This window comes from Paraburkholderia youngii (assembly GCF_013366925.1).
Taxonomy (GTDB): Bacteria; Pseudomonadota; Gammaproteobacteria; order Burkholderiales; family Burkholderiaceae; genus Paraburkholderia; species Paraburkholderia youngii.
Window position 1 is genome coordinate 643,805 of the sequence record NZ_JAALDK010000002.1, and the last position, 21,701, is coordinate 665,505.

At 63.5% G+C, this 21,701-nt stretch carries 21 protein-coding genes; 8 read left to right on the forward strand and 13 right to left on the reverse strand.

Going from position 1 to position 21,701, the window contains the following annotated elements:
* Positions 1-40: 40 nt before the first annotated feature.
* From G5S42_RS34255 to G5S42_RS44600, 7 genes are all read right to left on the reverse strand, one after another.
* On the reverse strand, positions 41-1,264 hold the full coding sequence (locus G5S42_RS34255) for a polysaccharide pyruvyl transferase family protein (protein WP_176111188.1): 1,224 nt from the start codon (positions 1,262-1,264) through the stop codon (positions 41-43).
* On the reverse strand, positions 1,261-2,319 hold the full coding sequence (locus G5S42_RS34260) for a lysylphosphatidylglycerol synthase domain-containing protein (RefSeq protein ID WP_176111189.1): 1,059 nt from the start codon (positions 2,317-2,319) through the stop codon (positions 1,261-1,263). The genes G5S42_RS34255 and G5S42_RS34260 overlap by 4 nt, the downstream gene beginning before the upstream one ends.
* A 122-nt stretch (positions 2,320-2,441) precedes the next feature.
* On the reverse strand, positions 2,442-2,639 hold the full coding sequence (locus G5S42_RS34265; protein ID WP_176111190.1) for a hypothetical protein: 198 nt from the start codon (positions 2,637-2,639) through the stop codon (positions 2,442-2,444).
* A 107-nt stretch (positions 2,640-2,746) separates the two neighbouring features.
* Positions 2,747-3,274, reverse strand: a complete 528-nt coding sequence (locus tag G5S42_RS34270) for a phasin family protein (RefSeq protein ID WP_176111961.1) — start codon at positions 3,272-3,274, stop codon at positions 2,747-2,749.
* A 346-nt stretch (positions 3,275-3,620) separates the two neighbouring features.
* The gene (locus tag G5S42_RS34275) at positions 3,621-3,815 is read right to left on the reverse strand and encodes a hypothetical protein (protein WP_176111191.1); all 195 of its coding nucleotides are present in this window, start codon (positions 3,813-3,815) and stop codon (positions 3,621-3,623) included.
* A gap of 70 nt (positions 3,816-3,885) precedes the next feature.
* A complete protein-coding gene (locus tag G5S42_RS34280) occupies positions 3,886-4,518 on the reverse strand; it encodes a response regulator (RefSeq protein ID WP_176111192.1) in 633 nt (210 codons plus the stop codon).
* A gap of 98 nt (positions 4,519-4,616) precedes the next feature.
* Positions 4,617-5,093, reverse strand: a complete 477-nt coding sequence (locus G5S42_RS44600) for a hypothetical protein (protein ID WP_246392273.1) — start codon at positions 5,091-5,093, stop codon at positions 4,617-4,619.
* Positions 5,094-5,143: 50 nt separating this feature from the next.
* Between G5S42_RS44600 and G5S42_RS34290 the strand changes: the two genes are divergently transcribed.
* Positions 5,144-5,914, forward strand: a complete 771-nt coding sequence (locus tag G5S42_RS34290) for a DUF3047 domain-containing protein (RefSeq protein WP_176111963.1) — start codon at positions 5,144-5,146, stop codon at positions 5,912-5,914.
* A gap of 193 nt (positions 5,915-6,107) precedes the next feature.
* Entirely contained in the window at positions 6,108-8,432 is a 2,325-nt protein-coding gene (locus G5S42_RS34295; protein ID WP_176111964.1) for a hybrid sensor histidine kinase/response regulator, read from the forward strand.
* 40 nt (positions 8,433-8,472) lie between these two features.
* Here the strand turns inward: G5S42_RS34295 and G5S42_RS34300 are convergent, their stop codons facing one another.
* Complete coding sequence (locus G5S42_RS34300) at positions 8,473-9,738, reverse strand: DUF2252 family protein (RefSeq protein WP_176111193.1); 1,266 nt, start codon at positions 9,736-9,738, stop codon at positions 8,473-8,475.
* 40 nt (positions 9,739-9,778) lie between these two features.
* A complete protein-coding gene (locus G5S42_RS34305; protein ID WP_176111194.1) occupies positions 9,779-10,168 on the reverse strand; it encodes an NUDIX hydrolase in 390 nt (129 codons plus the stop codon).
* Positions 10,169-10,477: 309 nt separating this feature from the next.
* On the opposite strand from G5S42_RS34305, the gene G5S42_RS34310 reads away from it, so the two are divergent.
* The gene (locus tag G5S42_RS34310; RefSeq protein ID WP_176111195.1) at positions 10,478-12,124 is read left to right on the forward strand and encodes an alpha/beta-hydrolase family protein; all 1,647 of its coding nucleotides are present in this window, start codon (positions 10,478-10,480) and stop codon (positions 12,122-12,124) included.
* A 31-nt stretch (positions 12,125-12,155) separates the two neighbouring features.
* Here G5S42_RS34310 and G5S42_RS34315 read toward each other — a convergent pair whose 3' ends face one another.
* Entirely contained in the window at positions 12,156-12,884 is a 729-nt protein-coding gene (locus G5S42_RS34315) for a FadR/GntR family transcriptional regulator (protein WP_176111196.1), read from the reverse strand.
* Between the two features lie 415 nt (positions 12,885-13,299).
* Between G5S42_RS34315 and G5S42_RS34320 the strand changes: the two genes are divergently transcribed.
* Genes G5S42_RS34320 through G5S42_RS34335 form a run of 4 tightly spaced genes read left to right on the forward strand, consistent with a single transcriptional unit; the run spans position 13,300 to position 17,973 of the window.
* Positions 13,300-14,427 carry a sugar ABC transporter substrate-binding protein gene (locus tag G5S42_RS34320; protein WP_013093653.1) on the forward strand — a complete coding sequence of 376 codons (1,128 nt, stop codon included), beginning with the start codon at positions 13,300-13,302 and terminating at the stop codon, positions 14,425-14,427.
* A gap of 35 nt (positions 14,428-14,462) precedes the next feature.
* The gene (locus G5S42_RS34325; RefSeq protein WP_176111197.1) at positions 14,463-16,013 is read left to right on the forward strand and encodes a sugar ABC transporter ATP-binding protein; all 1,551 of its coding nucleotides are present in this window, start codon (positions 14,463-14,465) and stop codon (positions 16,011-16,013) included.
* Positions 16,010-16,990, forward strand: a complete 981-nt coding sequence (locus tag G5S42_RS34330) for an ABC transporter permease (protein WP_176111198.1) — start codon at positions 16,010-16,012, stop codon at positions 16,988-16,990. Before G5S42_RS34325 ends, G5S42_RS34330 begins: the two co-directional genes overlap by 4 nt.
* The gene (locus tag G5S42_RS34335) at positions 16,987-17,973 is read left to right on the forward strand and encodes an ABC transporter permease (protein WP_176111199.1); all 987 of its coding nucleotides are present in this window, start codon (positions 16,987-16,989) and stop codon (positions 17,971-17,973) included. The genes G5S42_RS34330 and G5S42_RS34335 overlap by 4 nt, the downstream gene beginning before the upstream one ends.
* Before the next feature lie 19 nt (positions 17,974-17,992).
* Here G5S42_RS34335 and G5S42_RS34340 read toward each other — a convergent pair whose 3' ends face one another.
* Entirely contained in the window at positions 17,993-18,217 is a 225-nt protein-coding gene (locus tag G5S42_RS34340) for a hypothetical protein (RefSeq protein WP_176111200.1), read from the reverse strand.
* Positions 18,218-18,524: 307 nt separating this feature from the next.
* On the opposite strand from G5S42_RS34340, the gene G5S42_RS34345 reads away from it, so the two are divergent.
* Positions 18,525-19,859: an NRAMP family divalent metal transporter gene (locus G5S42_RS34345; protein WP_176111201.1), complete on the forward strand. Its 1,335-nt coding sequence runs from the start codon at positions 18,525-18,527 to the stop codon at positions 19,857-19,859.
* A 12-nt stretch (positions 19,860-19,871) separates the two neighbouring features.
* On the opposite strand, the gene argE is transcribed toward G5S42_RS34345, so the two are convergent.
* Together argE and G5S42_RS34355 are read right to left on the reverse strand one after the other, a co-directional pair.
* Positions 19,872-21,029: an acetylornithine deacetylase gene (argE, locus tag G5S42_RS34350; protein ID WP_176111202.1), complete on the reverse strand. Its 1,158-nt coding sequence runs from the start codon at positions 21,027-21,029 to the stop codon at positions 19,872-19,874.
* Positions 21,022-21,699 carry a DUF1028 domain-containing protein gene (locus G5S42_RS34355; RefSeq protein ID WP_176111203.1) on the reverse strand — a complete coding sequence of 226 codons (678 nt, stop codon included), beginning with the start codon at positions 21,697-21,699 and terminating at the stop codon, positions 21,022-21,024. The genes argE and G5S42_RS34355 overlap by 8 nt, the downstream gene beginning before the upstream one ends.
* Positions 21,700-21,701 lie beyond the last annotated feature (2 nt).

A 21,701-nucleotide genomic window follows, 5' to 3' on the forward strand; every position in this document is an offset into this window, starting at 1 on the left:
TCTGACAGGGTCTTGCGCTCGTCGCGCAAGGCCCCGCATTTCACGCGCAACACATCGCAGCTCGCATCTGTGCGAACCCCTCCCGATAGCGAGCGGCGAGGTATGCGGCCGTCCGCCTCAGCAACACCCGGTCGATCGCCAGGGCATCGAGCATTGCTTCCGAAAGCGCCTCGATCCCGACGCTGCCCGGCACGGCCGCTGGCTCCCACGTCGCGGCAAACGCGGACTGTTTCGTCGTGTCATGCGCGCGCGCCGGATGAACGAAATTCACCCGCGGCACACCGAACGCCATCGCGACGATCCGTCCATGCAGGCTGCTTCCCGCATAGGCCGTGGCATCCGCGATCAGTGCGCAGATGTCCCATATCTCCAGCGATCGAAAGAGTTGCGTACGTGAGACCTTCATCCGCGCCGCAATCCGTTCGTAGCACGCCATGTCGTCATGCCAAGGCGCGGCACCCGCTCGAAAAAACACAATACCAAGCCCGCTCTCGTTCGACACACGATCGAGCTCGCGCGCCAGCACACCGAGCGTTCTATCGTCGCCGAAGTCCGCACTGAACTGCACGGCGACATATCCATCGGGAAACGTCCGCTGCAAGTTCGCCACGCCGCTCGGCTCCGTGTGCGCGCGAATGGTCGCGCCGAACAACTCGGCCACCATCACCGCCGGGTCCGGCACGAGCCGCGCGGGAATGCCAGCCGCGGCGAGCCCAATCTGCGTGTTGACGTCGCGCACGCTGACGTCGTCGGCTTGCGTGAGCTTCGACAGGACTTCTGCTCGCATGCAGGAGTCCAGCCGCTCGACATCGACGCCACCAACCGCTTGATAAATGACGCTCGACGCAAAGGGAAACATCTCACGAGACGCCATGTAGGGGGCAAGCGCATCGAGACCCGTCAGCGCACGTGCCCACGAGCGTCGCTCACCGCGATGTGTATCTAGTCGCGCGATGATCTTCTGTGCCTCGTCCCGCGGCAGCAGCATCACCGCCGCCTCCCAGTCGCCGCAAGTCAGGATCTCGCCGCCTGCGTGCACGATATGCACGCGATCCTTGCCGCGTTCGGCGGCCAATTGCGCGAGCGCCTGTACAGTGTGGCCACCGTAGACGCGCAGGTCGCGCTGCGCGAGCCCGGCGAAGATCACGCGCTCGCACGCAAGCAGTTTTGCGACGACATGAGGGAACAGCAGGTCACCCAGGTTGTGGCGATCGAAGGCGCCGAACAGCACTACCGCATCATGTTTTCCAGTGTCTCGCATCATGATTTGCGACCGACCCTCTGCGAAGGGCGGCTACGGTGTTCACCGGGTTCCGCTGCGGCGCCACCTGCCGTCGCATTGGCCGGAGCCCGCCGCTTGTCGCGCCATTCCTCCACCTGCCAGGCAATCAGCCCAGGCAGAAAAACGATGATGTCACGAAAACGGCGCGCACCCGCGAGCGCGAGGCAAAGCTGCGGAGGAAAACCAAGCACCGTACCGATCAGCAGAAATCCACCTTCCTGAACGCCGAGCGCGCCAGGCACAAAGAACGCGACGCTGCTGAGCGCCTGGATCAGCGACTCCAGCACGAGTGCCTGAAGGAAACTTGCTTTGGCCGACAGAAAATAGAGCGCGAGCCACAGCTCGAGCGCGGTCGCGATGCATTGGAGTGATTGCCAGACGAGCAGGTAACGGATGATCACACCGGGCTGATGCCAGAGGTCGCTAATCGACTGATCGATGCGCACCGACTCGCCGACGAGCGAGCGGAATTTGCCGCTGGTGATGCGATTGAACAGCTTCGTCAGACGGGCGAACGGACTCGCTCGCTGCACGAACGAAAACGCCAGAAGCAGAACCGCCAGAATGGCGATGCCGCCTCCGAGCCTGGCTGCGAGGTGCAACGCCGTGGCGCCGGCATGGGCGATCAGATAGCCGATGGCCGCAATGGCGAACAGCATTTCGCTGATCAGCGTCAGCTGGAGATCGACGACGAGGCTCGCCATGGCGGGGGCCGGCTCCATGCCCCATTTGCGCATCATGCGAAAGGTCACGACTTCGCCGCCCACTCGTGCGACGGGCAACATGCCGTTCACGGACTCCCGAATCCAGACGAGGCGCAGTACGGCGAACAGATTCGGGCGTAGCGGGCCGCGCATCAGCATCTGCCAATTCCTCGCGTTGGCGAGCATCGGCAGAACATGGACCATCCCTGCAAGCGCGAGCCCGGCGCCGGCTGCGCGCATCAAACCGAGCACCTTTTGCGCGTCGACGTGCCAGACGAGCCAGACCGCGATCGCCAGGCCGGCAAGTGCGGCAACCCGGGCGAGATATTTCATAAGCTGGTGGCAGCGTCCTGTCGGATGTTTTCAGGTATCGAACCGCGAGCCTCGGTTCGAGCTGCCGCATAATTCGTTCCCCGCGCCGGGAGAATGCTGTGTTATTTGCTGTCTGGCACCAGTCAACGGACCCTTGCGAACGCACGCAGCACAGCGTCGCCACGCGGCGTCACGTGAGGAAGCCGGAAGCCCGAGCCAGCTGGCTCATTCGTGATCAACTGCAGTTCGCGCAGCGCGCCAAGCTCTGCCCGATCCAGATCGATTCGTTCAGGCGCATCCTTCAACAGCAGCAGCGTGGCCACTTCGTGCGGGCTCAACATATCGCTTACCTCGCGGCGGGAAGGAACGACGGGTGACCAGATCCGGCCACGGCTGCATCCGCAGCACGCGAGAACCGGACCCGGCAGGATGTGTGAAAGCTTGTCGCCTATCGGGTCGACGAGCGGCGTGCGCGAGGCGGACTTCGGCGTTCCGGCGTGTCAGGGGTCGCCTTTGCAACGCGTTCGAGAATGGCGCGGACCATTTCCTCTACGTCTGCTTCGGCGACGGATTCGCCGGCCCGCTGCTCCTGCGGCGACGCGATGTCCTCGCTCAGCGTCGGGTCGACACCCGTTGCGCAGGCCGGCTGCTCAGCGGACATGGTGCCCTCCTGGAGCTCATGCGCGTCGTCGTGATTGCTAACGGCACGGCACGGCGTGATGGTTTCCGACGCGATATCCATCCAGCCGCGCGTGTAATCGGCGAACTGCAGGACGAGCCAAGGCATCACATCGGCCTGGCGTCTGATCAACTGTTCAGGTGTCTGGGCGCGCCATACGCTTTCCCAGTGCAGCGCGGCACCTGTGACCGCGGACCTGCACGTGTCGACGTTCAGTCTCATCAGCGCCCAAAAGCCGGCGACGAGCTGGTTCGGCAGTTGCGACACGTCGGTCGGAACGGATAGGGCAAATGGCATCTGTTTTGGGCTGCTCACGGGATATCTCTCAGGTTCTCGCGGACACGGTGATCGCTGCCACTGCGATTCGTGAAGGTCGTTCCCACGCCGGGCCGTCGGTCGGGCAGACGGTCTGAAGCCGTCTTAGAGCAGTCATTCTAACTTTGTTAAGTCGGATTCCAAATTTCGAGAGCCAGGGAGTTTCCCCGATATGTGGGAAATGCGCGCCTATGATGAGCGGGCGAGACGCGACGGAGTCAACCGGAATTGCGAGCGACGGGCGACGAAGCGAGTGCCAGATACTTGCGCCTGGCATCGAGGTTCGAGAGGGAGTTTGCGGTCGATGAACCGCAAGGAGCGGCGCGGCTTAATGCACGGTTCCAAAGAACAGTTGCGCACCCTCCTCCGGCGTCAACCCCGCGGTGAAGTAGGATTCGAGGCGCATGGCCTTTGCATCGTCGAGCAGAAAAGGCGGCCGTACGAGGCCCGCTGCGACGGCATGGTCATACCATCGGCTTATCCACGCCCGCAATTCGATTTCACTCGCCGATAGCACTTCCATGCGATGTTCTCCCACACCAGGTGTACCCGCGCGACGGGTTCGTTCGAAAGCATTGGTCCAGCTTCATCGACTACTCGCTTATCAAGCCGTGCCTGATCGCATAACGGATCACCTCCGCGTTATTCGAAAGACCCAGCTTTTGCATTAGCCGCATCTTGTGGGTGCTGATCGTCTTGGCGCTGAGCGAACACGCTTCCGCGATGTCATTGATGCTCCGGCCGCTCGCGATCAGCTGTAGCACCTGAAACTCCCGATCCGTCAGGACTTCGTGCGGCGGCACGTCTCCCGCATGCTTTTCAAAGACCATCGCGTCGACCAGTTTCGGGTCGATGAAGCGTCCGCCGTCGGCGAGCTTACGGATTGCCGCCAGCAATACGTCCGGATCGCTGTCCTTGGTCACGTAACCGGTCGCGCCTGCCCTCAGTGCGCGCGACGCCACCTGCGCCTCGTTGTGAATGCTGAGCACGAGCAGCGGCAACCCCGGTCGGTCCGAGCGCACGCGTCGGATCAGATCGACGCCGCTGATGCCGGGCATCGTCATGTCGAGCAACAGCAGGTCGATGTCACAGTTGCGAAGTTTGTCGATCACCTCGGAGCCGTGGCCAGCCTCCTCCACCACGATCATGTCCGCGGTAGTTGCGATGATCTGCTTGAGGCCGCCGCGCACGATCGCGTGATCGTCGGCGATGAGGATCTTGATCATGTCCCGAATCCGAACTCGTGCGTGAGGCGCCCGATTGGTGAAGCCTTGGCCCGATCATCTCGCATTCGCAGGACTCGCGGCCGGCAAGTTGCGCCCGGCTAGGTGACCAGCGAAAACGTCACCGGGGTTTCTGCCCGATCGACCAGTTCGTCGAGCCGGTCGACGAGTTGATCGAGCGCCACGAACGTGCCGGCATCGAAACCTTCCGCATGATCGCGGCGCAATTCCTTCAACGTCTGCTGCAAACGTCGTATCGCGACAGGACGGGTGTCGCGCAACGGCCAGCAAAACAGCAGGTATGTCAGCGGTGTCAGGCTGCGCGCCTCGCACCACGTTTCGAACAGGCGCTGGCAAATTCTGTCGATCTCTTGCAAGCGCCTGCGTCGGTCCAGAAAGTCCGCAATCATTTTGCACATCGCCTTTCGATCTTCGCAAGCATCACCGATGATGGATGAACGGGCGCCAGCGTACAGTCGTCGGCGGCTGCAAATGACTACGGCAAAGCCTGATCCGGGCGTCAGGAAATCCTGAATCCCCCCGACACGCGCGGAAGTAAGCGGCCGCTGAAATGTCACCTGCGCTGCCCATTACAATGGTTGCTATCCTGGAGACGAATGCGACCGCCATGCACCTTCCTTCGAGCCGCCGAGCGCAAAAACGAACCGCACAGCCAGCCTGGATCGCCGCATGTGTCGCGCTCCTGTTGTTGCCGCTCCCCCTTCCTGCCCAGGACGAAAACCCCGGTATCGCCTTTTCCACGAGCGAGCCCGGCGCATCGCTGCCCGCTGGCTGGAAGAACCTGCCGGTGGTGCGCGGCAAGCCCATCACGCAATACACGCTGGTTCAGGATGACCACACCACGGTGCTGCAGGCGGACGCGAACCGCTCCGCTTCTGCGTTGATGCACGAAGGGAATATCGATCTCGCGCGCACACCCGTCGTGGCATGGCGCTGGAAAGCGGATGGGCCGATCGCGGGCGCCGATAACCGCGTCGCGTCGAAGGAAGACGCGCCAGCGCGGCTGATGTTCATGTTCGACGGCGACAAGAGCAAGCTGTCGATGTTCGACCGGGCGAAGATGGGGCTGGCCAAACAACTGAGCGGCGAAGACCTGCCCTATGCGACGTTGATGTACGTCTGGTCGACCAACGCCGCGCCGGGCACCGTCATTGCCAACCCCCGCACGAACCGCGTGCAGATGATCGTGGTCTCCGGTCAGCCCGGCGATGCGGGTCGCTGGCAAAGTCTGCGCCGAAATATCGTGCAAGACTACGAGCGGGTCTTTCACGAACCGCCAGGACGAATCACAGGCTATGGGCTGCTCACCGATACCGACAATACCGCTACCACGACACGCGCCTGGTACGGGGATGTCCAGTTCCTTCCCGGGCCTTGATAACCCGGTGCGGTCGAACTGATCGAGCCGGTCGGCGTCACGCGGCCGGCTCGGGTCCCGAACCGATTCCCCGACCCTGTCCAGGTGTGGCATAACACGTGCTACCAGATCATATTCTTCAGGATCGAATCGCATGAATCATTCGAAACCCGACGACTACCGAGCACCAGACGGCGCGCAAGCCGGTCCGTCCATGCCTGACGACTGGGCCCAGCGATGGATCGACTCCGTCATCGACTATGCGGTCATCGGACTTTCGCCGGAAGGCATCATCCGTACCTGGAACGTCGGCGGCGAGAAAATTCATGGCTTTCTGGCTGACGAAGTCATCGGGCAGCGCTTCGACATTTTCCACACGCAGGACGATCGCGACAAAGGCAGCGCCGCTGCGTTGCTCGATATCGCCCGCAGCACCGGCCGCTCCGAGTCCGAAGGCTGGCGCATCCGCAAGGACGGATCACGGTTCTGGGCCAATGTCGTGATCACCGCTCTGACCGACGACACCGGGCGTGTGCTCGGCTTCGGCAAGATCGTGCGCGACATGACCGACAAGAAGACCGCGCACGATGCCGTCGTCGAGAGCGAACGGCGCTTTCGCATGCTCGTGAACGGAGTGACGGACTACGCGATTTTCATGCTTTCTCCCGCCGGGATCGTCACGAACTGGAACGCCGGCGCTCGCCGGATCAACGGGTATAGCGCCGAGGAAATCATCGGCTCGCACATGTCGCGCTTCTACACACCCGAGGATGCCGCGGCCGACCTGCCGCAACGGGGACTGTCGATCGCAGCCAGTGAGGGACGGTTCGAAGCCGAAGGGTGGCGGGTGCGCAAGGACGGCCGGCGCTTCTGGGCGCACGTGGTGATCGATGCAATCCGTGACGAAGATGGGACGCTGGTCGGCTTTGCGAAAATCACGCGCGACATCACCGAGCGTATGGAAGCCAGCCGGATGCTGGAGGACACGCGCAAGGCGCTGTTCCAGTCGCAAAAGATGGAGGCAGTCGGCAAACTGACGGGCGGCGTTGCTCACGATTTCAACAATGTGCTGCAAATCCTGCGCGGCAATCTGGAATTGCTCGACAGCCGGCATTCCCGCGACGAATGGACTCGCGAGCGCGTGGCAAAAGCGATAACAGCGGTCGAGCGCGGCTCGAAACTCGCGTCGCAACTGCTCGCGTTCGGACGGCGGCAGCCGCTACGGCCGGTCGTCATCAACCTGGCCTCCGCGCTTCGCGGCATGGACGATCTGCTGCGCCGGGCTCTCGACGAGACGATCGACGTGGAAACGGTCGTCGCCGGCGGCTTGTGGAACACTCTCGTCGATATCCATCAGCTGGAAAACGTGATCCTCAATCTGGCGATCAACGCACGGGACGCGATGTCCGAGGGCGGCAAGCTGACGATGGAGCTCTCCAATGCGATGCTGGACGACGAGTACGTCGCCTCGGTGCCGGACATCCAGGCTGGCCAGTACGTGCTGCTGGCCGTCACCGACACCGGCACAGGCATGCCGCCGGACGTGGTGGATCGCGCGTTCGATCCTTTCTTTACGACGAAACCGGAGGGAAGAGGAACGGGTCTCGGGCTCAGCATGGCATACGGCTTCGTCAAGCAGAGCGGCGGCCATATCAAGATTTACAGCGAGGTCGGGCACGGCACGACAGTCAAACTGTATCTGCCCCGCTCGGACCGGCCGGCAGTCGAACTGCCGCCACGCGTCACACCGGCTCCCAAGGGAGGATCGGAAACGATCCTCGTCGTGGAAGACGACAGGAACGTGCAATCGACCGCCCTCGACACGCTCTCGGACCTCGGTTACCGGGTCCTGAAAGCCGACGCCGCGGAGGAAGCGCTCGCCGTATTGCGCAGCGGCGTCCATATCGATCTGGTTTTTTCCGATGTCGTGATGCCGGGTCCGCTCCGCAGCACGGACATGGTCGCTCAGGGTCTGCGGCTGCTGCCGCATCTGAAGGTCCTTTTCACGTCGGGGTATACGCAGAACGCGATCGTCCATGGCGGCAGGCTCGACCCGGGCGTCGACCTGCTCAGCAAGCCGTACAGCCGCGAGCAGCTTGCGCGTAAGATCCGTCAGGTGCTCGATGTCGGCGACCCCGTGGGTAGCAAAACTTCGCGCGATGCGGCGCCCGGCGGCCCGGTCGCCCCTTTGCGTATCCTGCTGGTCGACGACGACGTGAACCTGGCTCAAGCGACCAACGAACTGATCGGCTTGCTTGGGCATGCGGGAAAATTCACGACGTCGCCGCGTGAGGCGCTCGAGTGGCTGGCAAATGAACCCTTCGACGTGCTGATCACGGACCTGCGGATGCCGGATATCGACGGTATCGAACTGGCGAAGCAGGCGACCGCGCGAGCGCCTTCACTCCATGTCGTGTTTGCGTCGGGATACGCAAACCCGCAATTGCCATCGATGCCATTTCGCTGGACCGCATTGAGCAAACCGTTCACCATCGACGAACTCGCAAGCGTGCTGGCCGGCGTTCGTCAGCGGAAATGACTGCATTTTCGCTCACCGGCGCGTCGTCGGGAGCCTCTCGCTATCTGACCTGGTCGCCCCGGCGGTCGACAGCGTAGCGCCGGCAGTGCTCCAGATATTCCGCTTCGTTTGCGACGGTCAATTCGACCATGCTGCGCCACAGCCACGATGGCGCCTTGATCGATTTGGGCCAACTTGCCTGCAGATCGCCCAGCCAGGCTTTACGAGTCGAGGCATCCATCTGCTGCGCATGGGCCTGCCCGATCACGAGCGCAAGGAAATGGGCTGCCTTGACGGCATCAGCTTCGGTGAGCCGGTCCGCGTCGAACTTGAGATCCTGCGGCATCAGTTCGCGGATCACGACTGCCGCTCCGTTCAGACGCGCGGCGCGCATGCGGTCACCGAGCCGGGGAGTCACGTGCCGGGCACCTTCGGCTACGCGCTTTGCGTTGTCGCGGGGCATCGGGGCGCCAGCGTGTGCCGGCGCGGCAGCGGTGGCGGCTTCCTTGATGTCGACAAGACAGGGGGGCCCGCCAGCAGAACATTCTCCATCGATGTCCAGCAACACCGCGTAGCGGCGGCGCCCCAAAGAACTGCACCCCTTGACCCAGAACGCCGCGTCCAGCACCTCGATTTTCGCGTCGCCTGTCGTCGCCGCGCCCAGCACCTCTGCCATCGCCAGGTCCGACTGCGGCGCGAAGAGGGATCGAACCGCCTGCGCTTCTTCTTCTGACAGCGGCCAGAAACGTTTGCCAAGAGGAATGTACGGCGCCGCACCGTCGATCGTTTGCCGGCCCAGCTTGCGCCACGACTGGTGCAGTGCCCTTTTCATCGCGACCTGCACGACCGCCGGCCGTTGCGCCCGCTTCGTCTCGTTGCTGCGGGTGTCGTCGAAGGCCTGTTGGTAGCCGTCGATGAGCGCTTCCGCCATGCAGCTGGTGATTACGCCCGGCAAGTCCGCGCTGCGCGCGGCGGTGGCCAGCGACAGTCCCAGCCGAAGCAGGTCGTGCACAGGATTGCCGATCACGCATTGATCCAGATCCCTGATCTGGACTGCCACGTGACCCGCTGCATCCGCGACCGGGCCGAGATTCCCGAGATGACAGTCGCCACAAATCCACACCGGCGGACCATCGGGCAACGCGCCGGGAGGCTGGCTGTCGAGCCACGCATAAAAGCGCCTGGCGCCTCCGCGTACGTAGTCGTATGCCGTGCGAGCCATTTTGTGCCGGCGAAGCTCTGCCAGTAAAGGCGCCCGTTGGTCGGGAGCCGGAAAATTTTTTGAGAACGCCTTTTTCACGACAGTGCTCCTCGCTACAACGGCCATCTGCCACAACCGCGTAGCTAAAACCGTGCCGCACCTGTCTTCAGCGGGCCGCGCGCCCATAGCCGCGATCGTCAATCCGAACGAACAGGCCGACAATCTCCCGGGTGGGTATGCTGGCTGACAAAGTCTCGATCTTGATCGGAGTAAACCATCGGCATTGGGCGATCTCATTGCCGGGCTCAGGTGATATGTCGCGCGCGAACTCGGCAAGGAAAACATGATGCCGCTTGTTGAGCCCGCCAAACTGGAACAGATACGTCAGGTGGACCTCGACCACGTTCGTTTCTTCCTCCAGTTCGCGTCGAGCAGCGTCCAGCGGGGTTTCGAGCCGCTTTATCGTGCCACCGGGCAGCGACCAGCGCGAGCGCGAGCGAGCGACCAGGAGCAGCTTGCTGTCGCGCACGCATAGGATTGTGGATCGATCTTTCATTTTTGAGTTGCGGGCATTCAGTCGTGGGAGCCGATCGCAGCACCACGAGCAAGCAGCGTGCGCGCCGATTCGGTAAGTCACTGGCAGGCTACGAGATTGTTCGACTCGGAGAAAGCTAAATACAATGCGATGCATGGCCCGAAGCACCGTCAAAATCAAGCCGGCTCGTGTCTTCGACTCCTTTGCGGATGGCCCGCGGGGACGAAGTGCGAGCTGCGCCAATCTGAGCGAGCACGCATGCGGAACCCCCACGAGCCGATAGCTGCCTGGCTCCGAGGCGCACTTCGGACGCCGACGCTCAGCGGCTCGTTGCTCGCGCTCGTGTTCTGGTGGCAGTCACTGACGCCAACGCTGATTCCGCGGTCGTGGGTAACGCAAACCGTCGTCGGTGCGTTTTGTCTGGCCATCGGCTACGGGGTAGGTACATTGGCTGGCTGCGGGGTGCATCGGCTGCTGCAGCGATGGGGGCGCGTGCCCGCCAGCGAGAGCCGCCGGCGCATAGCAATCGTTCTGGCGGCGGCGTGGCTCATTGCACTGTTCGCTGGCGCGAAGCTATGGCTCGGCTGGCAGAACGAGCAACGTAGTTTCATGGGGATGACAACCATCGGCTGGTTGGATGGCGTGCTGATGAGCGTGGTGTCGCCGTTGGCGGCGGTGCTGCTGGTGGTCATCGGGCGAGTCGCGGCCCGTGGTGTCGCCGCAGTCAACCGGGTGATCCTGCGCCACGTCCCGTCGATCGTGTCGGTGCCAGCAACGGCGCTCTTCATCATCGTGATTGGCATCGCGCTCGGTCGCGGAGTGTTTTTTCCCGCCCTCGCCACGGGCTCCGATCTCGTCCACGAGCCGAGGAACGAGAACACGACCGAAGGAACCCTGTCCCCCACGTCGCCCACGGTGTCCGGCAGCAGCATGTCGTTGGTCGCATGGGACAGCTTGGGACGCATGGGGCGCGACTTCGTGGCAACGGCGACAAACAGGCAAGAACTTGCGAAGTTCCACGGATCAGATGCGAGGCTGGTCGATCCGGTGAGAGTCTACGTGGGGGTGCGTTCTGCGGACTCCCTCGAACAGCGCGCGCGGATTGCGGTCCGCGAGCTCGAGCGCGCGGGCGGGTTCGACCGCAAAGTGCTGGTCGTGTGGATACCCACCGGCACGGGCTGGATCGTGCCCCAAGCCGCCACCTCGCTCGAGGAACTGCACGGCGGCGACACGGCGATCGTGGCGATTCAATACTCTTTCCTGCCTAGCCGCTACGCCATCTTCGTGGACGCTGGGCTCGCGGACGAGGCGGGTATCACGCTCTTCAACGCCGTTCGCGCCCGCTGGTCGACGCTCCCACCGCAAAAGCGGCCGAAGCTCGTTCTGTTCGGCAAGAGCCTCGGCGCCGCGGGAGTGGAAGCGCCTTTCGTGGGAGCGGACGCATCGGCGTCGGTGGCCAATATGGTGGCCGCGACCGATGGCGTGCTGATCGCCGGCGCCAAACAAACCAACCTCATCCATGCGCAACTCACCCGCGAGCGCGATCGCGGGTCGCCCTTCTGGCAGCCGATCTTCGATGGCGGGCGTGTCGTACGGTTCCTGAATCGCGATCCGCATCAGGTGGCATTGAATGCGGACTGGCCGGCCCCCCGAATCGTGTACCTTCAGCATCCGGCCGATCCGGCTGTCTTCTGGAGCGTCAGAGCGTTCTGGTGGCCCCCAGAATGGATGGCTCCGCCTCGCGGCTTCGACATGCCTCGCGCGATGCATTGGTTTCCGATCGTCTCGGGCGTGCAGGCGGTGGGCGATCAGATTCATCAGCTCGCCGTGCCGCCGGGTTTTGGTCACAACTACTCTTCGGAGGATTACGTCAGCGGCTGGGCCAGCGTGGTGCCGCCCGACGGCTGGACGAAGGCCGACACCGAACGACTCGCCCGCTTCCTCGACAACCTTGCTGGCGACGAAACAGAGCCGTGACCGGGCACAAGGCGAACAGCCTGGAGCGGCGCTAACGCCACGCCTGGGTGAACTCGCCGATGACCCGCGTCAGATGCGCCTGCATCGCCGTGCGCGCAGCGGCCGCGTCTCGCGCCATGATCGCCGAGAAGATGCGCTGATGCTCATCCTGTGAAGCCGCCCGCAATGCGGGAGTGTGGAAGTGCTCCTCGATCTTTTTCCACAGCGGGTCGGCGCGGGAGTTGTCCCACATCGCGGTCACCACGAGCCGGAGCATTTCGTTTCCCGTCGCCCGCGCAATTGCCAAATGGAAATCACGGTCAGCGGCCTCGTTCGCCGCTTTGTCATGCATGTTTTCGCGCATCGCGCGTAACGCGGCGAACAGCCGGTCCAGGTCTGAATCTTTGCGTTCGGTAGCGGCTAACGCGGCGATCCCGCTTTCGATCACCACCCGCGCGCGCAGCGTCTCGATCGGGCCTAGCCCGCGCGGCAGTTTGAACATGGCGGAGCGCGGGTCCGGCGCGTCTGCCACATAGATGCCCGAGCCGACGCGAACCTCGACCACGCCCTGCACTTCCAGCGCGATGATCGCCTCCCTCACCTGTGTGCGGCTCACGCCAAAGCGTTCGGCCAGCGTGCGCTCGGAAGGCAGGCGCGCACGCGGCCCGACGTCGCCGGCAGCGATCAGATCGTAGATCTGCTTCGCGAGTCCGACATAGGAACGGTCGGTCGCGTCCTCATCGGCACCGCGGCCGTTCGGCGTGTGTGAAAGCTCGTCCATTCAGGATTCCCGAAAGCTTCGAAGCGGCCAAAGGATCGGTTCGAGTTCGACAAAATGGTACACCAATTGACGGATCAGGCCGCCACGGGCCCGCCGCCGCTTTTGTTGGCCTCGAGCCGATTCAGCAGGGGTTTCAGACTGTTCGAGTCCCCCCGCGACGCCGTGGTAAACCACTATCGCGCGCGGATTGGTATGCCAGTACTGTCAGACGTGACTGAGTTCGCGCCGGCCCTTCGTTTTGCTTCGGAGGCGACGCCTTTGAAGAAGTCGTTCCGCTGCTTCGGCGAGTCCGATTCAGCCCCGCTGCAGCACAATTCCGCAAGATTCCCTGCTTCACGCACAGAATTCGGCGGCGATTCATGACCGCCATGTTCGCCGGCAATCGGCAAGTTCAATCCAACAAAAAGGAGACGACATGCTTTCAGGAATCCAGGTGCTTCGAGCGGCGGCGACCGCGGCATTCACGCTATGCGCAAGCGCGGCTTTCGCGCAGGCAACGATCGTTTCCGGGCCGTCCAGCGATCCCACATGCATGGTCCCCTGGAAGAGCGACACGAAGTACATCAAGTATCCGAAGAAGAACGGGCCCTACCGGATCGCACTCGTGAACGGCTATATCGCGAACACCTGGCGCATCCAGATGATCAAGACGGCCAAAGCCTATGCGGCACAGCCGGCCGTCGCCGCGAAGCTCAAGGAGTTCAAGGTCGTCTCGACCGGCGAGGACGTGCCGGCGCAGATTTCGGCCGTCAACAACTTCATCGATGCCGGCTATGACGCGATCATCGTGGACGCGCAGAACCCCACCTCGTTCGGCCCTGCGATCCGCCGCGCGAAGAACGCCGGCGTCGTGCTGATCGCGTTCGACAACATCCTCGACAGCGAAGACGCGATCAACGTCAACGTCGACCAGTACGGGCTCGGCGTGCTGTGGGCCAAGTGGCTCGCGAACCACCTGTCGAACGGCGGCAAGGTGCTCGAGGTTCGCGGAGTGGCGGGCACGTCGGTCGACACGGACCGGCACAATGGTTTCATGAAAACGTTGGACGACACCGGCAAGAAGTGGAACGTCGTCCAGGTCTACGGCAAGTGGGACGACGGGGTCGCGCAAAAGGCCGCCGCCGACGCGATCGCCGTGCAGGGTCATTTCGATGGCATCTCGGCGCAAGGCGGCGACACGGGTGTCGTGCGCGCGATGATCGATGCGAAGCATCCGTTCGTGCCCTTCGGCGGCGAGACGGAGAACGGCTTTCGCAAGTTCTGCGCGCAGTATGGGGGCCAGGGCCTGAAGTGCACGTCGGCTGGCACCGGTCCCGCGCAGGTGGCGGTAGCGATCAAGACGGCGCTCGCCGCGCTGGACGGCCAGACGGTCCCGGTCTCGATCAAGCTGCCGCTAGACGTCACCGACGATTCGAAGCTGAAGTCGGGCGTCAACTATTTCCCGAACGACTCCGACAACTTTTTCGTCGGCAACTCGTTTCCGACTTGCGGCATCAATTTCTCCGCGCAGGAGATCATGAAGCAGACCCAGGGCAACCAGTGATCGGATGATGGCCGGAATGTGACGGGAGACGAAGCATGCCGCAGGATGCAGCGCAGCCGTTCTTTCAGATGTCTGGCGTGTCGAAAAGCTACGGCGGCGCGGTCGCGCTGGATCACGCCGAGCTCACGGTGAACAGGGGCCGCATTCACGCGATCCTCGGCGAGAACGGCGCGGGCAAGTCCACGTTGCTGAAGGTGATGTCCGGCGTCGTGCAGCCCGACGAGGGCACGATGCACTACGATGGCAGGCAGGTCGCGTTCGCATCGCCGGCCGAGGCGAACGCGGCCGGCATCGTCTGCGTGTATCAGGAGCTGTCGCTCATTCCCGACTTGAGCGTAGCCGACAATATCTTCGCTTCGAACCCGCCGCGACGTTTCGGCATGATCGACCGCCGGGCCCAGCGCCGCCAGGCCGAGGAGGCGCTCGCCCGAGCGGGCGCCGCCGACATCAATCCGCTTGCAAAGGTCCGGGACCTGCCGCTGTCGCGCCAGCAGATGGTCGAGCTTGCCAAGGGGCTGGCGCACGAGCCTCGCATCCTGATCCTCGACGAAGCCACGTCGGCGCTGACCGCGGCCGACGTCGCGCGGGTGATCGAGGTGCTCAAGCGCCTGCGCGACGAGGGCCTCGCGCTGCTGTTCATCTCGCACCGGATGCACGAGGTGAAGGCGCTCGCTGACGAATGCACGGTCTACCGGAACGGCCGTCATGTAATGAGTTTCGAGGCCGGCACGCGCACCGACAACGAAGTCGTCGAAATGATGATCGGCCGCAAGTACCAGCATGTGTTCCCGGCCAAACCCGCCAACGGACGCAGCGCCGCTCCGGTTCTCGCGTGTCGCGATCTCGCGTGGAGCGACACGCTGCAAGGCATCAGCTTTTCGTTGAAGCCCGGTGAAATACTCGGCCTCGGCGGCCTCGACGGACAAGGCCAGCGCGAACTGCTGCTCGCGCTGTTCGGCGTGTTGCGCGGGTGCGCGGGCACGATCGAGGTCGATGGCAAAGCGGTGTCGATCGGCAGCCCGAGGGCCGCGCGCGCCAACGGAATCGGCATGGCGCTGATCCCGGAGGACCGTAAGACCGAAGGCCTGATGCTGCCGATGTCGGTGCGTGAGAACCTGTCGTTTGCCGCGCTCGATCGCATGTCCAGCGCCGGCGTAATCGATCGCGACCGCCAGCAGTCGCTGGTCGACCGGATGATGGAGTTGCTCGCGATCAAGACGTTCAGCATCGATGCGCCCGTGGGCTCGCTGTCGGGCGGCAACCAGCAGAAGGTGGTGATCGCGAAGTGGCTGGTCCGGCAGCCGCGGATTCTACTGCTCAGCGACCCGACGCGCGGCATCGACGTCGGCACCAAGCAGGAGCTCTATCAGCTGCTCAGACGCCTCGCCGACGAAGGCGCGGCGATCGTGTTCTATTCGACCGACTACGACGAGCTGATCGGCTGCTGTGACCGCGTGCTGGTGCTGTACGAAGGCAGGATCAAGAAGGAACTCGTCGGCTCGGCGATCACCGAGCAGAACCTGATTGCGAGCGCGCTGGACCTGCCCGTCGGACAGGTTTCGCCTTCCACGGGAGTCGCGCTATGAGCGGGCTGCGTTACTGGTATGCGGAGAATCGCGGGGCGGTGTTCGCGTTCGGCCTGTTCGTGCTGATGTTCGCGATCTACCTGCTCAACTATCCGTCCGCATTGTCGGCCAACGTGTTTCAGACCGCAGCGAACAAGGCGGTGCTGCTCGCGCTCGTCTCGATGGGACAAGCACTCGTCGTGCTGACGGCCGGCATCGACCTGTCGATCGGCATGACGCTGGTGCTGACGAATTGCATCGGCTCGTGGATCGTCACCGGCGACGCGCTGCACAGCGCGCTCGGCATCGCAGGCGTGCTCGCGGCCGGCGCGCTGTGCGGCGCGCTGAACGGTCTGATCATCATTTTCGGCCGGCTGCAGCCAATCGTGACGACGATCGCGACGAGCGCGGTCTTCTATGGACTGGCGCTGCTGCTGCGCCCCGTGCCCGGCGGCTCGATCAACGAGGACCTCGCCGACGCACTGACCGGCAAGGTCGCCGGCGTGCTGCCGGCGAGCCTGCTGATTCTGCTCGCCGCCACACTGCTCGTCTGGGTACCTTTCAAACGCTCGGCAATCGGGCGCGCGGCGTACGCGACCGGCTCGTCCGAACCCGCGGCGTTTCTGTCCGCCATGCCGATCCGCCGCGCAAAGTTCGCGAGCTATACGCTGGCCGGCCTTCTCGCCGCGATCGGCGGCCTGTTTCTGACCTTCTTCACCGACACCGGCGAAGCGAGCCTCGGCAGCGCCAACTCGTACACGCTGTTTTCGATCGCCGCCGTGGTGATAGGCGGCGTGTCGCTGCTCGGCGGCAAGGGCAGCGCGATCGGCGCGATCTTCGGCGCATTCGCGTTTCGCTCGATCGGTGACCTGCTGTTCGTATTCAACGTCGATGCGCTGTGGCAGCCGCTATTTCAGGGGGTGATTCTTCTGCTCGCTGTCGCGATCGGCGCATGCGGGCTGTTCAGGGTACGCAATCGCCTGGAGTGGTTTCAATGAGCCACGTCTCGGCAAACGGCCTCAGCACGTTCGTGTCGAAGCTCACGCGCAGAATCGACAAACCGATCGTGATCGCGTTCGCGTGCATCGTCGCGCTGCTGCTCGTCGGCGGAATGTTTTCGCGCAGCTTCACGTCGCCGGAGTACATCCTGCTGCAACTGAAGGTCGGCGCTTTCCTCGGCATCATCGCGACCGGCCTGATGATGGTGATCCTGCTCGGCCACATCGACTTGTCGCTGCCGTGGACGATCACGGTCGGCGCAATGATGGCGTGCGCGGTAGCGGGACACGGCGAATTCGGACAGATCCTCGCGATTCCGGTCGGGATCGGTTGCGGCGTGCTGATCGGCGTCGTCAACGGCATTCTCGTCGCGCTGCTGCGCATCCCGTCGATGATCGCCACGCTCGCGACCAATGCGGTCGCGCAGGGCATCATGATCGTCTATACCGGCGGATCGTCGCCGCAGGATTCCGCGCCACAGGTGATGCGATGGCTCGCCGCGGGCTGGCTCGTGCCGGGCGTGCCGAATGCCGTTGCGCTGTGGGTGGTGATCGGCGGCGCCACGGTGTTCCTGCTGTCGCGTACGATCTTCGGGCGCACGCTGTACGCGATCGGCAATACGGAGCGCGCCGCCTATCTGTCCGGCATCAATACGCGGCTCGTGACCGTGGCCGCATTTGCGGTGTGCAGCGGGTTCGCGGCGTTCGGCGGCGTATTGCTGGCCGGCTATGCATCGAAGGCAGCGCAGTCGATGGGCGATGCCTACCTGCTGCCGGCGATCGCGGCAGTCGTGCTCGGCGGCACGTCGATTCTGGGGGGCCGAGGCTCATACCTCGGCACCGTGGCGGGCGCGATTCTGATTACGCTGCTGCAGTCGATCCTTTCAGTCGCGCAGATGCCGGAAGCCGGACGTCAGATCATCTACGGCGTGGTGATAGCAGCGATGCTGCTGCTTTATGGACGCAGCAAGCGGGAAACGTAGGCCACGGCCACGCTCACGCTCATCCATGCGCATCCACCCACGCGCGCGCCCAATCGAGGCCTGCATGGTGGGCTTCTTCCTCGCTATCGAATAATCCCAGAATGCCCGATGCTTCGACCAGCTTTCCGCCCCGGGTGATGGTTCCGCTCGCCGCATAGCGCTCCGGTTGCAGGATGCCCTCGCCTTCTTGCTGAAGAATGGCATGCCCCCACAACGTGTACCCGTCGTAGTCGCTCGTTTCCATTAGCCCACGACCCCTGCGGTTGCGGCGCGAGTGGTCATGCGATGCGCATTCTCTTCAAGTGTCATTAACGGCGGAATCTCCGACATGTCCGGTTTTACCGTCGGCGTCGTCTGCTGCATGTGGCGCGCGGTAGCAATAGTCATAGAAATGACGACGCAAAAAATATAGCACCGGATAGCGCTTCAGTGGTGGCGACCATCGGGGCGTCGAGCGTGGAGTAGTAGTCGGCGTAGCCCACGGTTCGATTCGACGAAGGAACGTTTCGTGCGAGCGCTACAGCATCCCCGGTTTCCCGACGATCAACCGCATGCACTCTCCCCCCGACAGACGCAGCTCGTCCGGCGCCGCACAAGGTAGTACGCCCGCTTCCTCGTCGCAGCCTGCGCGCTCATGGGCCGCCGATCTCGGACCGGGGCTGGCAAGTCTCGGTTGCGATAACGACCCCAGCGGCATCGCCACCTATTCGCTCGCGGGCGCGTGGTACGGCTACGACATGCTGTGGACCTGCGTACTGTCGTATCCGTCGATGGTTGCGCTGCAACTGGTCTCGGCGCGTGTCGCGGCCGTCACGGGACACGGCCTGACGGCGAACATGCGCGCGCACTATTCGCCGGTGTTCTTCTATTTCGCCGTGGCGCGCTTCGTGATTGCGAACACGCTGAACATCGCGGTCAATGTGATGGCGATGGCCGTAGTCATCCAACGCTTCACGCATGGGCCGCTTTGGCTGCTGACACTTGCATGCGGTTGCACGTCGATTGCGCTGCAGTGGTTCATCCCATATGCGCGCTATGCGCAGGTGCTCAAATGGTTGATGCTGCCGATGTTCGCGTATGTCGGCGTGCTGCTGATCGTCGATGTGCCGTGGCACACGATCGTGCTGCGCTCTCTGGTGCCACACGTCGAGTGGAAAGAAGATTTCGTGACCATGCTGATGGCCGTGCTCGGTACGACGATGAGTCCGTATCTGCTTTTTTCGCAGGCCGAGCAGGAAGCCCAGGAAGAACATCGGCAGCACGAACAGCACGCCGCGCGCGGCGATCGAAGTTCGTCAGAGCAGCTTCGCCGATTGCGCAACCAGACCTTGATACGCACCGCGTTATCGAGCGTGGCGGCAGCGTGCATGATGATTGCGGCTGCGGCGACGCTGCATGGCGCACAGACCCAGCCCGGCGAGCCCACGGAGCTTTCGCGAGCGCTCGAACCGCTCCTGAAGGGCTATGCCGGCCCCCTGCTCGGGCTTGCGCTGGTCGGCTCGGCGCTGCTTGCACTACCTTCGCTTGCCGGTTCCGCTGCGCAAGCGGTCGCGAGTTCGTTCGACTGGCCCCGCGGCAAACAACGTGATCGGCGCCTTGCCGTTTTGCTCGTTGCGCTCGCGGGACTGGGGACGCTGCTTGGTCTCGCGCTCGGCCTATGGCGCGTCGATCCTGTCAAGGCGCTGTACTGGAGCGCCATCGTCAACGGTATGACGATTACGCCCGTGCTGGTGCTTCTCGTGCTGCTGAGTGCGAAACGCGAAGCGGTCGGCGAACTCGTCGCGCATTGGTCTTTACGCGCGCTCTGCTGGCTCGCGACCCTGACCACAGGCGTGGTCGTGGTCGCGCACTTCGTACTCGATGCGGTAGAGCGTGTGTCGCGATGAGTCTGGGCCACTTCACGCTGCTAGATGTTCAGCGAGGCGCGCGAACATCGCGTCGCACCGGTTCAGTTGTTCGACCGTGATGAACTCATCCGGCTTGTGGCCCTGATCCATGCTGCCGGGTCCACAGACCACGGTTGGAATGCCCGCCTGCGTGAACAGTCCGCCTTCCGTGCCAAAGGCGACCGTTGCGTATTCTTTCGATCCGCTCAACGACGCGAGCAGGCGTGCCGCGTCGCTATCGGGCGAAGTCGCGAGTCCAGGATACGCATTCAGCATCTGCACACGGACATCGGTATCGGGCTGCACCGCGCGCATCTTCGGCAGCAGTTCGGTTGCCGCGTAGCTTTGCAGTTTGTCCACCACCCTGGTGGGATCGAAGCCCGGCACGCCCCGCACTTCAAAATCGAATTCGCATTCGGCGGGCACGATATTCAGCGCGCGTCCGCCCTTGATGACACCGGTCTGCACCGTCGAGAACGGCGGATCGAAACGCGCGTCATGGTGTTCCGGCTGCGCGAGTTCGTCGCCGATCTGTTCCAGCCGGTGGATCAGCCGCGCCGCGTATTGGATCGCGTTGACGCCCTGCGGCGCGTAAGCGGAATGACATGCCGCGCCCTTCACGTGGCAGCGCATCGCGAGCTTGCTCTTGTGGCCGAGCACAGGTTTCAATTCGGTCGGCTCGCCAATCAGACACATGCGCGGCTTATGCGCGCGCTTTTCGAGTTCGGCCAGCATCGGCCGCACGCCGAGACAGCCCACTTCCTCGTCGTACGAAAACGCGAGATGCACCGGCACGTCGAGCTTCAGCCTCAGGAATGCGGGCACTGCCGCCAGCACGGACGCGATGTAGCCTTTCATGTCGGCCGTGCCGCGTCCGTACAGGCGACCTTCTTTCTCGGTGAGACGAAACGGCTCCACGGTCCACGCCTGACCCTCGACGGGCACCACATCGGTATGCCCGGACAGCACGATGCCACCACGGTCTCGCGGCCCGATGGTCGCGAACAGATTCGCCTTGGTGCGATCGTCGTTATGGAATAGCTCGCTTTCCACACCTAGATCCGCGAGGTATTGCTGCACGAAGCCGATCAGTTCCAGATTGGAGTCGCGGCTGACAGTCGCAAAACCGATCAGCCGTTCGAGCAGCGTACGGCTCGCCAACTCACTCATCGCCGGGCACTCCGTAGCTCGGCGCCGCGGTGGGATTCAACGCGCGCGCGATGTAGTCCCGCATCTGCGGCCGATACGCTTGCCATAGCGCGTCGAGTTTGCCGATCGGATCGTCATCCGCCCAATCGACACGCAGATCGACGACCGGCCAGACGTGTGTATCGACGATCTTCAAAGCCGCCGAATGCACGGGCCCGGCTTCTCCGCCGGCTTCGACGGCAGCATGCATCGCGTGCAGCAGACGATCGGCAAGCGCGCCTTGCGCGCTCTCGAACGCTTTCACCATCGCGTCGATCACCGGCTTGCCGGCGAGCAGATTACCCGCTGCCACACACTGATTTCCCGCGACGGCGTGATGCACGCCGAGTGCTTCCTTGCCGGTGAACAGCGCGGTGCGCCCCTCGCTGTCGACCACCGTCACCTGCCGGTACTCGCTCCATTCGCTCGCGCCTAGCGCCCGTTCGAGCGCCGCATCCGGCGCGATACGCCCGCTTTCCAGCAGATCGAGAATCTGCGGCCCGAGCGCGGGCAGCGTCACGTTCTGCGTCGCCACCGCACCGACGCCCGCGCGCACCCACGGACACCTCGCACCCACGGCAATGCTCGACGAACTGATCGCGATACCGAGCTGACCGGTCTTCTCACAACGTCCGACGATCGAGAATGTCATGG